Here is a 15,178-nt window from a genome sequence, read left to right on the forward strand (position 1 = left end):
TTCTAAAATAAATGCTAAGCCTTGCCGGTGATCCAGCCTCCACCCTGCATAGAAGTTGTAGTTTATAAAATAACTATAGCGATAAAGACACAAAGCAGAACGCCTATGATGATAAAGATTTCCATAAAATTTTATCGATTGGAAAGAAAATTAGAAAATTCTTCATCCTAATACATTCTCGCAATATTAGAATTTGAAATACAATGCTAAACCGAATCCAGGTTCTTCCTGTTCTTCCCTTCCATTTGGCGATATTCAGAAGGCGTAAGACCAGTTGCGTTTTTAAATGAAGTAGATAGATAAGCCGGAGTAGAATATCCAAGTAAATCAGCAATTTCAGCAATTCCAAGCTCATCATAATCCAGTAATTCCTTAGCGCGTTCTATACGAACGGCATTGTAGTATTTCTGAATACTCTGACCTTCACTTTCTGAAAATTGATGGGTTATATGACTATAATCAAAATTGAGTTTAGAAGCCAGTAAAGTCGATAGCTTCGTATTGGATAATTTATCCGAATAAACCTCCTCAATGATCGTAGATTTGATACTGTTCACCAGTCTTTGATCGCGATCCATGATAATTTCAAAACCAACTTTATCAAACTCCTTTTCCAGAATTTTAAGTTTATCAATTTTCAAGGGCTTTTTCAGAATGACTTCTCCAAGCAGAACCTCATCGAAAGGAATATCGAGTCTCTCAAGTATCTCGCTCACGGTCATAATACATCGCTGGCATACTATATTTTTAATATGGATTCTAAGATCTTGCAAGGTTTTTTCTTTAAGTTAAAAGGATCCCGGTACCTGGAATTACCGGGATTCTCTCAGTTCTACTGAATAGTTTCATCTACTCTTCCACATTTTAGCATCTTATCACCGTAATATGGATTCCTAATCTCTTCTGAAGTCGCATACCAGTAATCTCCTTTTCCTTCAAAAGCCATCGGGCAGTATTGCTTATAGATCTTCCCTGAAGAAATAGCACCTTTCAATACCGGATCCATTGCTGCAGTTAATTCTGAAAAGATCTCTCTTTGTACATTAACGTCCTGCTCTTCAGAAAGTCTTGCTGCGATCTTCGCGATCTCTGAATTTTCTTCGGTTAAAGTAGCTTCTAGCTCATTCGCAGCCTCCGCGGTAGCTTCAGCATCTGTTTGTACAAGGGCATCTTTTACCAAGATATACTTCTTAAAAGCTTCATCGATTGTAGCATTATTAAACTCCGCTTCAGTTATGTCTTTTGAAGTGTTATTGATTTCCTGCTGTTCTTCTACAGTGGTTTCTTCCTGTTCCTTCTTGGTTTCTCCACAAGATTGAAATACTAAACTTCCGGCTACCAGGCTCAACATTAGTATACTTCTTAATCTCTTTTTCATTTTCGATTATTTTTTAAAATTTAAATTTATAGAATCGAAACCACAAAATACAATTGCGTTTCATTTTACTTGTTTTCCAGTCTTTCGATCATTTTTTTCATTTCGGCAATCTCTTCCACTTGTGCCTTTATGATGTCATCAGCTAGTTTTCTTACTTCCGGGTCATCAATATCGGCCCTTTTACTAGTTAAGATCGCGATAGAATGATGTGGGATCATCGCTTTCATATACAACACATCCCCAACCACAGGACTTTGGGCTCGAACAAAACCAAGCGCACCTAAAAATAAAACAAGACTTCCCGCATAAATTGCAATATTTTTCTTCCGGTTTTTATACATTTTTAGCATCATAGACAGCATGATTACAGCCATTGCTGAAATTCCCAGGCAGGTCATATAAAATCTAGTTAGACTGAAATAAACGTGGTCAATTTCATAGGTATTCAGGTACATGGTGATATACATGGCTATAAAGGATAGTCCAAGCATTCCAAAGAATCTACCGTAATTGCTTCCTTTCATTTCGTGATTCGATGTTGATTTGTCATTCATAATTGTTGGTTTTTGATGGTTTATTTCAATATTTCGGTTACCTCTCCACAGCTTAACATAGCGTCCCCGTAATAAGGGTTTCTCACAACATTTTCCCGGCTTAGCCAGTCTGCACCCTGGTTAGAGTTAGCCATAGGACAGTGTTGAACATATAATTCATTTTTGATATTTGTCATATTCCTCGTGATCCCAATGATCTGTGCCGAAAGTATTCTGAAATGATCCCGCTGATTTTCAAGGTCTGTACTTTTTGAAATTGCCGTGAGCATTTCAAGTATTTTTTCTAAATGAGCAGCGAGCATTTTAACTGAAGTTCCTAATTCTAGATTCTCAAGTTCTGCTTTTAATTCTGAAGCTAAAGAGGCAGCTTTACTTCCATCTGAAGCTACCAGCGCATTTTTTAATTCAAAATATGTATCAAGACTTTTCTCAAATTGGGATTCAAACTTAGCTGAAAGTTCCGTTTTCATTCCAGGAACTGAATTCGCTTTGGATCCACCGTTCATCATACTATTCTTTCCCTGAAGCTGAGCTGCAGCGTCTACGGTAAAAGTTCCATTGGTCACAATCTCAGTTCCACTTTCGAGTCCGCTTAAAACCTGGTAAGTTTTTCCTGATGAATTTCCCAGTACAACTTCCCGCATTTCGAAAACCGGCTCGGTAGAAGAAGTTTTTAGATATACCAGTGAGCGTTCTCCAGTCCACATTACTGCCGTTTTGGGCACTTCGAGAGTTTCAGTCTTTACAGCTTGCTCCACATCAACCTCAGCCTCCACGAACATTCCTGGTTTGAGTTTATTGGAATCATTATTTAAAATCACCCGAACTTCTACAGTTCGGGAATCTGTATCCAGAATAGGATCGATAAAAGATATTTTACCGCTTAGTTTTTTATTTTGCAGGGCATTCACTCTAATATCCAGAGTCTGTCCTTCTTCCAGGTTACTAATCTGGGATTCGTAGGCATCAAAAACCGCCCAGACAGTGCCAAGGTTGGAAACCTTTAATATTGGCATCGCATCCTGGATATGCGAGCCTTCCTCCACCATGATCTCAGTAATGGTTCCGGTAACGTTAGAATGCACGGGCCAGTTGGTTCTTACATTCCCGGTTTGGACAATCTCATCCAGCATCGCATCACTTATCATCCAGTTATTAAATTTCTTACGTACCGCATTATATAGCTGTGGCTGGGAGTTTTTTAATTTCGCAGCTGTAATTAATTCCTGCTGGGCAGCCACAAGTTCAGGAGAATAGACACTGGCAACAATTTGCCCACGCTTCACCATTTCTCCAACTGTTTTAACGTAGAGCTTTTCTATTCTGCCATTGAAATGAGCAGGCATTACCGCTTTCTTATCTTCATTGATCTCGATCTTACCAGAAAGAGAAATCTTCCCTTCCAACCCGCTTCCCTCGCCCACAATACTTGTTTGAATGTTCGCCAGCTTCATCGCATTATCTGTGAGACTAAATTGATTTGCTGCCAGACCTTCCGAAGAATTTTCAGCGGGAATAAGATCCATCCCGCAAATAGGACAATCTCCGGGTTCAGGTTGCATGATCTGTGGATGCATAGAGCAGGTCCACATGGACTCCGCCTTAGAAGTTTCATGATCATGATCGCCTGTTTTTCCTCCAGAATCACTTCCGAAGAACAAATAGCCAAGGATTAGTCCGATGACCAGGATTCCAATATATACCAGTATTTTTTTCATCAGCTTAATTGTTTGTAGTGAGATATTGCACGACAGCATCCTTTTTATACCAGTTGCTCACGGCTTCTATAAGACTCATTTGTAGTTGTAACTGTATTTCCTGAATGTCCAGCACGTCGTCAAAATCGATCGTACCGGTTTCATACTGCTTCAGCAATAACTCCTCTGCATTCTTTGCCTGGGAAAGATTATCTAGCTGAGTTTCATACTTTATCCTCGCAGCTGCACGTTCGTTCAAAGCAGTTTGTAATCTAGTATTCAGATCATTCAGTGTATTGGCACGTTGCAAATCTATCTGTTCCAGTTTGAGGTCGTTTTGCCTGCTAACAGATTTGTATTTTTTATTGAAAACAGGAACAGAGAAAGAAAGCATCGGCATAATAATATCCTTCCCATTATCTGGAACCATCATATCTTTTCGCTCCTGAACGCTTATATAATCAATTCCAAATCCCAATTTTGGGGCAGATTCCAGTTGATTCAGTTCTTCTGAAGTTTTTACGCTTTCTGCAAATCGATCATAGCGTTGTAGCTCGGGATGTAATTGCAAACTTCTATTATCTTCTCGCTGTGGTGGTATAGAGATCGAATCTTTCCATTCTAAGACCATTTTATCTTCGGAATTTAAAAGGTTCGTAAACTCGTTTTCTAGTGTTTCAGAAGTTAGCTCAAGGTTCCTCAACTTTTCCAACAGATCATTTTGTCTCATTTTAAGCCGAAGGACTTCTACGGCAGAAGCTTTACCAACTTCAACAGAATTTAAGGCCATGGTCCTGTAAACCTCCAGTAATTCGACATTTTTCTCAAGTACTTCCATCTTCCGCTTTACTTCATATAGTTCAAAATAAACCTGGGCAACATTTAGCTTCAGCTTTCTCCTTGCGATCTCCAGTTCCGCTTCCTCGATACCTACCATAGAGCCCGCATAATTACGCCTGGAGTTAATAGTTCCAAACCAGGGCATCATTTGTCGTACAGAAAGTCTCAATTTTTGAGCTCCAGTCCTTGTTTCTGGTTCACTCACATAATATCCAACTCCAAATTCAGTATCAGACAGCGTATTCGCTTCATTGATTTTTTCTGAAGCAATCTCCACAGATGAATTCATCGACTGGATCGCAGGATTGTTCCCTAGAGCCAGATTTTGATAATCCTGTAGTTGCTGGGACTGCAATGAGTGGAAAGTAAAAAGTGAAACGATGAAAATCGTTACCAGTATAATGTTCTTACACATGATCAAATTATTATGAATTCTTTCTGCTTTCATCTTAAATAATATTAGACCTGCTAGTTTTAATGGAGCTAACGAGGATTGCATTCATTTCCTTATTTTTAAAAATACTACCTGCCATGATCAACTTTTGAGTCTTTTAATTTTAGCTTCCTGCCTCCAGCTAAAGAGCACTGGCACTACAAACAGAGTGATTAAGGCAATCAACATTCCGCCAAAAGCAGGAATTGCCATTGGGATCATGATATCACTCCCACGCCCAGTCGAAGTTAAAATAGGAAGTAAAGCCAGGATTGTAGTGGCTGTGGTCATTAAACAAGGTCGAATTCGCTTCTCCCCGGCTTCAATAACAGATTGCCGAATTTCCTTTTTATTATCTGGAGAATTGGCTTCGAAGGTCTGAGTAAGATAAGTAGCCATCACTACGCCATCATCTGTAGCAATGCCAAAGAGCGCAATAAAGCCAACCCAAACGGCAACACTTAAATTGATCGTTTTGATCTGAAATAACTGTCGGAAATTTTCTCCAAAAAGACTAAAATCCATAAACCATTCCTGCCCGTATAACCAGATCATCAGGAAACCACCACCAAAGGCAACTGCAATTCCCACGAAAACCATCAATGATGTAGAAACAGATTTAAACTGGAAATAGAGAATAAGAAAGATGATCAATAAGGATAAGGGAACCACCATAGAAAGCGTTTTTTCGGCTCTCACCTGATTCTCATAATTCCCGGTAAAACGATATTTGATCCCGGCTGGAACATTGAGTTCTCCAGAATCAATTTTCTGCTTAAGGAAGGCGGTGGCGTTCTCTACAACATTGGTTTCAGCAAAACCGTCCAGTTTATCGAACAGAACATAGCCAGTAAGGAATGTATTTTCACTTTTAATGACCTGCGGGCCCTGCTCGTACTTAATTTCCACCAATTCTCCAAGCGGTACGGGCGATCCACCTTCCACTGGAACATAAATATCCTTGATATCTTCTGGACTAGCTCGCAATTCTCTTGGGTAGCGAACCCGAATCCCATATCGCTCACGCCCCTCTACCGTCTGGCTTAGATTCATTCCACCTACGGCAACCTGCAAAACCTGCTGTACATCATCAATTGAAATACCGTACCTGGCCAGGTTTGCCCTTTTGATATCGATGAGTAAATATGGTTTCCCTACTATTCTATCGGCATATACCGCTTCGTTTTTCACTCCTTCGACCTGCTTTAATAATTCTTCAAGTTTCATCCCGAAATCCTGAATTTGTTTTAGATCCTGGCCCTGCACTTTAATCCCCATTGGCGCGCGCATTCCCGTTTGGAGCATGATCAAACGGGTTTCGATTGGTTGTAATTTTGGAGCTGAGGTGACTCCGGGTAATTTTGTTACTCGCGCAATCTCATTCCAGATATCCTCAGGCCTTTTAATCTCTGGTCTCCAGTTTCTGAAATACTCTCCGTCATCATCGGCAATTAACTGTTCAGGTCCAACCTTCAGAGGTTCGCTTACCAGTGAGTCAGTATAATTTTCTGGACTTTCTAATTCTGAATTAGGATTAGCTGCCAGTTTTCCGTTTTTCAGCATAAAGATTCCAGCATCATTAACTCGAAATTTTTGTTTCTCTCCCGCAGCGTCCTCCATATATTCAGATTTATACTGAATAATATTTTCATACATCGAGAGCGGTGCAGGATCCAGGGCAGATTCGGTTCTTCCGGCTTTTCCAACCACAGTTTCAATTTCAGGAAGACTTGCTACCGCCATGTCCAGTTGTTGCAAAACTCTTTTATTTTCTTCAACTCCAGAGTGCGGTAAGGATGTAGGCATTAATAGAAATGAACCTTCATTTAGAGAAGGCATGAATTCCTTACCGGTATTCTTCATATTAAAGAATCCAAGGACAATAATTGCGATTGGAATACTTAGAAATAAAGCTTTGTTTTCCAGCGTCCAGGTTAGAATGCTTACATAATACTTTCTGAAGTAATAGAATACCGCCAGTAAGCCGAAACAAATAACAGAAACGAAAAACAGGTTCAGCAAAATGTTATTCTGAAGTCCGAGTGGTCTCCAGTAAACGGATAACAGAAGAATGATTGTTAGTACTGAAATCGCAATCTTCAAGAACCTGCTTTGCTTTTCGTCGATCTTATCTAATTTCAGAATAAAGTCTACTAATCCAAATGCTATTATTGCCAGGCCTATCCAGTATCCTAGAGCAATCGCTACGATACCTGCCAGGATCAATAATCCGGATACTACGAAATTTAATTCTTTCCGAATTTTCCTCTTCTTGAAAAGTACGGCAGCAACTGGCGGAATCAGGAATAGCGCAACCAAAATAGAAGAAATTAATGCCATCGTCTTTGTAAAAGCTAGTGGACGGAATAATTTACCTTCTGCTCCTACCATCGTGAAAACCGGTAGAAAACTTATGATCGTGGTAAGTACAGCTGTTAAAATAGCTCCTGAAACTTCAGCAGTGGCTTCGTAAACCAGTTGATTTATAGGCCGGTCATCCTTCATATCCAGATGCCTGATAATATTTTCAGAAAGAATGATTCCCATATCCACCATTGTCCCTATTGCAATAGCGATCCCGGATAAAGCCACAATATTAGCTGCTACGCCAAAAAGTTTCATAGAGATAAAGACCATCAGGACCGCAACCGGTAATAATCCTGAGATCAGGATCGAAGCTCTTAGGTTAAAAACCATGATGATGACCACCAGGATGGTAATAAGGATCTCCATAGTTAGAGCTTCATTCAGGGTTCCAAGAGTCTCCTGGATCAATTCTGTTCTATCATAGAAGGGAACGATAGTTAGTTGGGATTCGGTGCCGTCCTGCAAGGTTTTAGAAGGAAGACCTGAACTAATTTCGTTAATTTCAGCCTTGACATTATTGATCACCTCCAATGGATTGGCGCCATAACGCGCTACCACGACTCCTCCAACAACTTCAGCACCTTCTTTATCCAGAATTCCGCGACGGGAAGCTGGTCCCATAGATACATTAGCAATATCACTAATCTCTATAGAGGTGAAATCTTTGGAAGTCACCACAGCATTTTCAATGTCTTCTACAGATTTTACGTAACCAAGGCCACGAACCAGGTATTCTGCCCGGTTGATTTCCAGAGTTTGCGCTCCTATTTCGCGATTACTTGCCTTGACCGCTTTTACAACCTCATCAAGACCAATATTATACTGTCGCATGAGCTCAGGTTTTACGTCAACCTGGTACTCCTGGACATATCCACCAATACTGGCTACTTCTGAAACTCCGCTGGCTCCTGAAAGCGCATATTTCACATAATAATCCTGAATACTTCTCAATTCCTGAAGATCCCAGCCTCCGGTAACATTTCCATCCTTATCACGGCCTTCAAGAGTGTACCAGAATATCTGACCTAATCCTGTAGCATCGGGACCTAAGCTTGGGTTCACATCTGCCGGCAGTAAATTTTCCGGGAGTGAATTAAGTTTTTCAAGAATTCTGCTTCTGCTCCAGTAAAATTCTACGTCTTCTTCAAAAATGATATAGATGCTGGAAAAACCGAACATAGAAGAACTACGAATGGTCTTCACTCCTGGAATCCCAAGTAAACTGGTAGTAAGCGGATAGGTGATCTGGTCCTCAATATCCTGGGGAGATCGTCCTTTCCATTCAGTAAAAATGATCTGTTGATTTTCACCTATATCGGGTATGGCATCTACCGCCACGGGATCATTTGGCAGCAAACCGGTATCCCAGTTAAAAGGTGAATTGACAATACCCCAACCAATAAACATCACCAGGAATATAAAGGCGACGAGTTTATTTTCGATCAGGTATTTGATGCTTTTATTCAGCATTATTCAATAGTTAAATTAGAAATAGCGCATACAACGCAAAGAGCCACTGCAAGAAACTGAGTGGTAGAAATTCTATAACTTAACTATCAAATAAGAAAGACCTGGTCTTCCAACTGTATGTTGGCAACCAGCAAGGGAGGAGAATAATCTTTAAAAGGAATGATCTGTTTTGGTAAGCTTTCAAACAGATTGATGTAGGAATACGTAAATGTGGTAATGAATAGTTGCTGATGAAAATCGAAAGAATCGAATGAAATCTTCAATTCATCCTGACCTTCAACTTCAACCTTTTTATTTGTGCAACAATGAGTTTCATCCTCGGCTTTCATCGACATTCCGCAGGTTTCTGCTTTTGAAAAAACAGCCTGATCAACCAGGTGACTTCCGCAGAAATGTTTATCTACAGTAAAAGACATCGTCGATAACATGACTATAAAGGCCATGCTCAAAGAAATCATATGTCGTAAAAGTTTTTTCACAGATTACAAAAGTACAAAATTCTGAACATCTACGGTTTACTACCTGATCTTCAAATATAAACAGCGAATGTAAAATCTAAATTCCAGACTGGATTGCAAAATTCAGGATGAAACTTTCAAATTTCTTTTTTACTGATCCGGTAATAATAGAACGCAGGAAGCAGAATGAGCAGAAATAATGGATGAATAAGAAATCTTCTTACATAGAATAAGGCGAGATAATGTTCTCTTTCGATGTTGAGGACAAGAAATATAAAAGCGCTTACAGCTCCCAGATATAGCAGGGCGTAGAGTATAACCGAGAATTTGAGCATGCTCCTGTTCTGAAAAGCGATATAGATGATTCCCAGTGAGATTGCACTATTAAGCGCATAGCGTATACTGAGGTGAATCATGAGTTCTGCCATGTTCATAGGCGGAATAATACCCAATAGATAATCTGACCTGAAAAACGCTATTAATGGATCGTAGAATAGACTATCTTCAAAAAAACGTATTGCTGCAAGTAGCAAAACCATGAAGCTAATAAGAATTATCTTATATCTTTTCTTCATGCTTTTTTGTATTTAGTGAAGATTCGTATCCATACCAGCCAGAGGAGGAAAACCATTCCGTAGATCGCTAATGGAAAAAATACGGTGTGCATAAAACCAGAATATTGCGGGTACTCAAGTATACTCACAGAGAGTATTACGATTCGTAAAATATTCGTTGCATAAATAAGTGCCGAGCCGGCTAAAATATAGATCAATGTCGTGGAGGTTTTTCCAAAGAACGCTAGAATAAAGGAGGTGAATAGTATAATGATACTTGCTGAATTGCAACCCTCAACTATACCGGCTAGAAAATAACCTTCCACCATTAGTTTCATGGATAATCCTGTATAATGCATCACCACCTTTACGTTGTCGTAACCAAGAGCGTGCATTACATCTCCACTCTGGTAGGCCACCAGTCTTGTGAGTGCATCGGGTACAGGCTGAGTTTGCTCATAAAACAAAAGAAATGCATTGTAAGCGCTGGAAAAAAGGAAATAGCTTCCCAGGAATACAAATATAAAACGCAATACCGTTCTGTATTTCTTGATGAGTTTCAGCAAAGTAGCGACTTGGTTTTTAACAAATTTATAGATTTAGGCTCCATGCTTTACACAGCAAATTGAATACTTTTGCACCAAAGATTGTTAATATGAATTTTCAGGAATTAAAACCACAAGTAGAACAGATTCTACAGGACTCGAATATTGATGTCAAACAGCGAATGACCCAGGTTTGCGAACTATTGGAGCAAAATATAAGTTATTATGACTGGGTTGGATTCTACTTCAAGAATGGAAATAAAGAAGAATTAAAATTGAAGGCATTTGCCGGGGAGCCAACAGATCATGAGATCATCCCATTCGGGAAGGGTATCTGCGGACAGGTAGCGGTAAGCAATCAAAATTTTGTTGTACCCGATGTAAAAGCACAGGATAATTATATAGCCTGTAGCATTAATGTAAAGGCAGAAATTGTAATTCCATTATTTGTAAATAGTGAAAATGTTGGGCAGATCGATATTGATAGCCACACAGCCGATCCTTTTACTGCGGAAGATGAAGAATTCCTGGTTTGGGTGAACGAGAAAGTAGCAGAGATCCTATAGGTTACTATTAAAGTTCAAAACAAAAAAACTCCTGATCTCTCAGGAGTTTTTTTGTTATTATATCGTGTTCAAAATTACATCTGAAGTGCGATAATAAAGAAAAGAAATGCAAAAAATCCTACTAATTGTAGTATAGATAGCAGGTAATTCTTTTCGATCTCATTTCCCATTTCCATAGCTTTTTGTTTTAAAATTACATAAGCTATGTCTTCGATATCAGACCTTTAACTAACTTTAGTTTTTTTAGAATAATTTATGTGAAATATGTTCTGAAAATCGCTTTCCGTTAAGATAATATTTACATCCCGGTGCGAATTGCTTCCACAGGATCAAGTTTTGAGGCGGACATTGCCGGGATAATTCCCGAAACCAATCCTATAATTGCCGAAACCAGTGTTCCAATAAACATATTATACGGTGAAAGGACGAATTCAAAATCACCGGTAAACTGTGAGGCAACGATTGAAACCAGCCACACAAAGAACAATCCTACCAATCCTCCAATCACGGAGAGTATGACAGCTTCAAATAAGAACTGAGAAAGAATAAATTTGTTTTTAGCTCCCAGAGATTTCTGAATACCAATAAGGTTGGTTCTTTCTTTAACACTAACAAACATAATATTCGCAATTCCGAAGCCTCCAACCAGTAATGAAAATCCGCTAATCACCAAACCAATGATATTCAGCTGGCCTGTAATATTGTCTACAAATTCTGTTAGACCCTTTAGTTCATTAACGAAGAAGTTGTTGATCTCTCCGGGCTTGATTCCGCGCATATTCCGAAGGTTTTGTTCCAGTAAGGCGATAAATTCATCGCTATCTGCTCCACTTTCAGGCTTCATCACCAATTGTGGAAAGACCGTTCCCTTCGTAGTTCCGTAAACCAGTCGGGCAAAGTTCGCTGGCACAAAAGCCTGTCCATCCCTGGAACCAGTAAACAAGGATTGCCCCTGTTTCTTCAAGACTCCAATGACTGTTGCTCTACGTCCAAAAATTCGTATTTCTTCACCAATTCCATTCGAACCACCAAACAGCGTTTGCGCTACTTCATGCCCCAGAACAACAACCCCAGATCCGCTTACAGATTCAGATTCGTTAAAAAACCGTCCTTCTGCGAGTTCCAGTGCTTCAATGTCGTAATATTCATGAGTAACTGCTCCTATATCCACACCACTACTGGTAACATCCTGATATTTGATCGCAGCTCCTCCAGGAATTCCCAAAACAAAACTAATATTATCAAGATCGGGTAAGCTCTTCTTTAGATTCTGGTATTCCTCATAAGTTACATCGGGAAACTGCTGACTCTTCCATCTGGGTATATCGCTAGGTCCAAATTTAAACCTCATCACGATCACCGTACTATTGTCAAGTGAACTCAAACTTCCGGTAATATCCTTTTTTAATGAATCTACCGCTGCAAGAACAGCGATAATGGAGAAGATACCAATGGTCACCCCAAGTAGGGAAAGAAAGGTTCTAAGCTTATTATTAGTAAGAGCGCTAATCGCAAAATTGAAGCTCTCTTTAAGTACCCGTAAATAGATCAGCATAATTTAAAATCTGCTATTAACTCATGAATTTAAGATAGGACGCAGGATCCAAATTTTCGTTACAAAATTTATCGATAATTCATTAGTTGCACTTTTAAATTTTTCGCTTTATTAGTTACTTTTGCAGCTTTAACAAACACAACACAATGAGCGAATTAAAACAAGCAAAGTCTGCTTTAATTTCAGTCTTCAGTAAAGATGGTCTTGAACCTATCGTGAGAAAGCTGGATGAGCTGGGCATTACCATTTATTCCACTGGTGGAACCGAGAAATTTATCAAGGATCTTGGAATAGAGGTGGTTCCTGTTGAGGATGTTACTTCCTACCCTTCTATACTGGGTGGCCGGGTAAAAACTCTTCATCCAAAAGTTTTTGGAGGAATTCTTAATCGTCAGGATCATGAAGGTGATGTAAAAGAACTGGAACAATATGAAATTCCTCAGATAGACATTGTGATTGTGGATCTATATCCTTTTGAGAAAACAGTTGCTTCAGGCGCTGCGGAACAGGATATTATAGAAAAGATCGATATTGGAGGTATTTCTTTGATTAGAGCTGCGGCTAAGAATTTCAAGGACGTAACTTGCGTTTCTTCCGTAGATGATTATGCTGAATTTTTAGAATTACTGAATGAAAAATCTGGTAATACTGAAATAGCTGATCGTAAAAAATTCGCTGCCAATGCATTTAATATTTCCTCTCACTACGATTCAGCAATTTTTAATTATTTCAATGCTGAAGGTGACATCAATTCTTTCAAACAAAGTGAACTGAAAGGTAAAGAACTTCGTTATGGAGAAAACCCTCATCAAAAAGGAACATTTTTCGGTGATTTCGATGCAATATTCGATCAGCTACATGGGAAAGAATTGAGCTATAACAACCTGCTGGATGTAGATGCTGCCGTGAACCTCATGAACGAGTTTAAAGGTGAAGCTCCAACTTTCGCGATTTTAAAGCATAACAATGCCTGTGGTCTTGCACAAAGAGACTCGATCCACCAGGCTTATGCAGATGCCCTTGCCGGTGATCCTGTTTCAGCTTTTGGAGGAATTCTAATTAGCAATGTGGAAATAGACGCCGATACTGCTGAAGAAATCCACAAACTATTCTGCGAGGTGGTCATTGCCCCTTCATTCTCTTCGGAAGCTGAAGAAATATTAAAAGGCAAAAAGAACAGAATCCTGCTTATTCAGAAAGAAGTTGAACTTCCGAAGAATCAGGTAAGAACATGTCTTAACGGAGTTCTAGTTCAGGATAAAGATCTAAAAACCGATGCTATCGAAGATCTTAAGCTGGTAACCAGCAATAAAGCAACAGATTCTGAGTTATCTGACATGATATTTGCTTCCAAGATCTGCAAGCATACAAAGTCAAATACGATTGTTCTGGCAAAAAACAAACAATTATGTGCAAGTGGTACAGGGCAAACGTCCCGAGTAGACGCTCTAACACATAGTATTGCCAAAGCGAAATCATTTGATTTTGACCTGAATGGTGCCGTGATGGCCAGTGATGCATTCTTTCCATTTCCAGATTGCGTGGAAATCGCGGGAAACGCCGGAATTACGGCTGTTATCCAGCCAGGGGGAAGCATCAAGGATGAACTGAGCATCAACTATTGCAACGAAAATAATATCGCAATGGTGATGACCGGGACACGCCATTTTAAACATTAAATTCATTACATTTACCCAAACCTCAACACCTAATAAACACTATGGGATTTTTTGACTTTCTCATTGAAGAAATTGCAATCGATTTAGGAACCGCCAACACTTTGATCATACATAATGACAAGGTAGTTGTGGATAGCCCTTCGATAGTTGCCAGGGACAGAACTTCTGGTAAAATTACCGCAGTAGGTAAAGAAGCTGCGATGATGCAGGGAAAAACTCATGAGAATATCAAAACCATCAGGCCGTTAAAAGATGGGGTGATTGCCGACTTTGATGCTAGTGAGAAAATGCTCACGATGTTCATAAAGGAGATCCCGGCGCTTAAAAAGAAACTTTTTACTCCTGCACTTCGAATGGTAATCTGTATTCCATCTGGAATTACAGAGGTTGAAATGCGAGCTGTAAAGGAAAGTGCAGAGCGGGTAAATGGAAAAGAAGTATACTTGATCCATGAACCAATGGCTGCGGCCATTGGTATTGGAGTAGATATCATGCAACCAAAAGGAAACATGATCGTTGATATAGGAGGTGGTACTACTGAAATTGCTGTAATCGCTCTTGGAGGGATCGTATGTGATAAATCTGTAAAGATCGCAGGAGACGTATTCACCAATGACATCGTGTACTACATGCGTACGCAGCATAACCTTTATGTTGGTGAGCGTACTGCGGAAAAAATTAAAATCCAGATTGGTGCTGCGACTGAAGATCTTGAAGTCCCGCCAGACGAAATGAGCGTACAGGGACGTGACTTGCTTACCGGAAAACCTAAGCAGGTGAACATTTCTTATCGCGAAATTGCCAAAGCGCTGGACAAATCTATTCTTAGGATCGAGGATGCCGTAATGGAAACTCTTTCCCAAACACCACCAGAACTGGCTGCCGATATTTATAATACAGGTATTTATCTCGCCGGTGGTGGTTCTATGCTTAGAGGACTGGACAAACGTCTTTCTCAAAAAACAGATCTTCCGGTTTATATAGCTGAAGATCCGTTAAGAGCCGTTGTTCGTGGAACAGGAATTTGCCTTAAAACACTGAACCGATACAAAGGAATTTTGATCAAGTAGGAGAAGCTTAAT

The 15,178-nt window shown here is 39.6% G+C and carries 13 protein-coding genes; 3 read left to right on the forward strand and 10 right to left on the reverse strand.

Annotated elements, in window-relative coordinates; all coding sequences use genetic code 11:
- Window positions 1-206: 206 nt before the first annotated feature.
- The 9 genes from ACSHZO_RS06015 to xrtF all read right to left on the reverse strand — a co-directional run bounded on the left by ACSHZO_RS06015 (window position 207) and on the right by xrtF (window position 10,317).
- Entirely contained in the window at window positions 207-773 is a 567-nt protein-coding gene (locus tag ACSHZO_RS06015; protein ID WP_298246661.1) for a helix-turn-helix domain-containing protein, read from the reverse strand.
- A 59-nt stretch (window positions 774-832) separates the two neighbouring features.
- The gene (locus tag ACSHZO_RS06020) at window positions 833-1,378 is read right to left on the reverse strand and encodes a DUF3347 domain-containing protein (RefSeq protein ID WP_298246662.1); all 546 of its coding nucleotides are present in this window, start codon (window positions 1,376-1,378) and stop codon (window positions 833-835) included.
- A 65-nt stretch (window positions 1,379-1,443) separates the two neighbouring features.
- Window positions 1,444-1,932: a DUF305 domain-containing protein gene (locus tag ACSHZO_RS06025; RefSeq protein WP_298246663.1), complete on the reverse strand. Its 489-nt coding sequence runs from the start codon at window positions 1,930-1,932 to the stop codon at window positions 1,444-1,446.
- A 20-nt stretch (window positions 1,933-1,952) separates the two neighbouring features.
- Window positions 1,953-3,650, reverse strand: coding sequence for an efflux RND transporter periplasmic adaptor subunit (locus ACSHZO_RS06030; RefSeq protein WP_298246664.1), 1,698 nt, complete (start codon window positions 3,648-3,650; stop codon window positions 1,953-1,955).
- A gap of 4 nt (window positions 3,651-3,654) precedes the next feature.
- Window positions 3,655-4,917, reverse strand: a complete 1,263-nt coding sequence (locus ACSHZO_RS06035; protein WP_298246665.1) for a TolC family protein — start codon at window positions 4,915-4,917, stop codon at window positions 3,655-3,657.
- Between the two features lie 87 nt (window positions 4,918-5,004).
- The gene (locus tag ACSHZO_RS06040) at window positions 5,005-8,739 is read right to left on the reverse strand and encodes an efflux RND transporter permease subunit (protein WP_298246666.1); all 3,735 of its coding nucleotides are present in this window, start codon (window positions 8,737-8,739) and stop codon (window positions 5,005-5,007) included.
- Window positions 8,740-8,825: 86 nt separating this feature from the next.
- Window positions 8,826-9,218, reverse strand: a complete 393-nt coding sequence (locus tag ACSHZO_RS06045; RefSeq protein WP_298593602.1) for an HYC_CC_PP family protein — start codon at window positions 9,216-9,218, stop codon at window positions 8,826-8,828.
- A gap of 116 nt (window positions 9,219-9,334) precedes the next feature.
- A complete protein-coding gene (locus tag ACSHZO_RS06050; RefSeq protein ID WP_298246668.1) occupies window positions 9,335-9,772 on the reverse strand; it encodes an exosortase F system-associated membrane protein in 438 nt (145 codons plus the stop codon).
- Window positions 9,769-10,317: an exosortase family protein XrtF gene (gene xrtF, locus ACSHZO_RS06055; protein ID WP_298246669.1), complete on the reverse strand. Its 549-nt coding sequence runs from the start codon at window positions 10,315-10,317 to the stop codon at window positions 9,769-9,771. Before xrtF ends, ACSHZO_RS06050 begins: the two co-directional genes overlap by 4 nt.
- A gap of 89 nt (window positions 10,318-10,406) precedes the next feature.
- Between xrtF and ACSHZO_RS06060 the strand changes: the two genes are divergently transcribed.
- Window positions 10,407-10,862: a GAF domain-containing protein gene (locus ACSHZO_RS06060; RefSeq protein ID WP_298246670.1), complete on the forward strand. Its 456-nt coding sequence runs from the start codon at window positions 10,407-10,409 to the stop codon at window positions 10,860-10,862.
- A 298-nt stretch (window positions 10,863-11,160) separates the two neighbouring features.
- Here the strand turns inward: ACSHZO_RS06060 and ACSHZO_RS06065 are convergent, their stop codons facing one another.
- The gene (locus tag ACSHZO_RS06065) at window positions 11,161-12,417 is read right to left on the reverse strand and encodes an ABC transporter permease (protein ID WP_295181904.1); all 1,257 of its coding nucleotides are present in this window, start codon (window positions 12,415-12,417) and stop codon (window positions 11,161-11,163) included.
- Between the two features lie 146 nt (window positions 12,418-12,563).
- Between ACSHZO_RS06065 and purH the strand changes: the two genes are divergently transcribed.
- Entirely contained in the window at window positions 12,564-14,096 is a 1,533-nt protein-coding gene (purH, locus tag ACSHZO_RS06070) for a bifunctional phosphoribosylaminoimidazolecarboxamide formyltransferase/IMP cyclohydrolase (RefSeq protein ID WP_298246671.1), read from the forward strand.
- A gap of 41 nt (window positions 14,097-14,137) precedes the next feature.
- Entirely contained in the window at window positions 14,138-15,166 is a 1,029-nt protein-coding gene (locus ACSHZO_RS06075) for a rod shape-determining protein (protein WP_011710806.1), read from the forward strand.
- The last annotated feature ends 12 nt before the right edge of the window (window positions 15,167-15,178 follow it).

Source organism: Christiangramia sp. 3-2217-3z (genome assembly GCF_051195275.1).
GTDB lineage: Bacteria > Bacteroidota > Bacteroidia > Flavobacteriales > Flavobacteriaceae > Christiangramia > Christiangramia marina.

What these genes read in the sequence shown, in the direction of transcription:
- ACSHZO_RS06025 (WP_298246663.1), bottom strand. Translation starts at nt 1,932, where the DNA reads ATGAATGACAAATCAACATCGAATCACGAAATGAAAGGAAGCAATTAC.
- ACSHZO_RS06060 (WP_298246670.1), top strand. Translation starts at nt 10,407, where the DNA reads ATGAATTTTCAGGAATTAAAACCACAAGTAGAACAGATTCTACAGGAC.
- ACSHZO_RS06040 (WP_298246666.1), bottom strand. Translation starts at nt 8,739, where the DNA reads ATGCTGAATAAAAGCATCAAATACCTGATCGAAAATAAACTCGTCGCC.
- ACSHZO_RS06075 (WP_011710806.1), top strand. Translation starts at nt 14,138, where the DNA reads ATGGGATTTTTTGACTTTCTCATTGAAGAAATTGCAATCGATTTAGGA.
- ACSHZO_RS06050 (WP_298246668.1), bottom strand. Translation starts at nt 9,772, where the DNA reads ATGAAGAAAAGATATAAGATAATTCTTATTAGCTTCATGGTTTTGCTA.
- ACSHZO_RS06020 (WP_298246662.1), bottom strand. Translation starts at nt 1,378, where the DNA reads ATGAAAAAGAGATTAAGAAGTATACTAATGTTGAGCCTGGTAGCCGGA.
- ACSHZO_RS06030 (WP_298246664.1), bottom strand. Translation starts at nt 3,650, where the DNA reads ATGAAAAAAATACTGGTATATATTGGAATCCTGGTCATCGGACTAATC.
- ACSHZO_RS06035 (WP_298246665.1), bottom strand. Translation starts at nt 4,917, where the DNA reads ATGAAAGCAGAAAGAATTCATAATAATTTGATCATGTGTAAGAACATT.
- ACSHZO_RS06065 (WP_295181904.1), bottom strand. Translation starts at nt 12,417, where the DNA reads ATGCTGATCTATTTACGGGTACTTAAAGAGAGCTTCAATTTTGCGATT.
- purH (WP_298246671.1), top strand. Translation starts at nt 12,564, where the DNA reads ATGAGCGAATTAAAACAAGCAAAGTCTGCTTTAATTTCAGTCTTCAGT.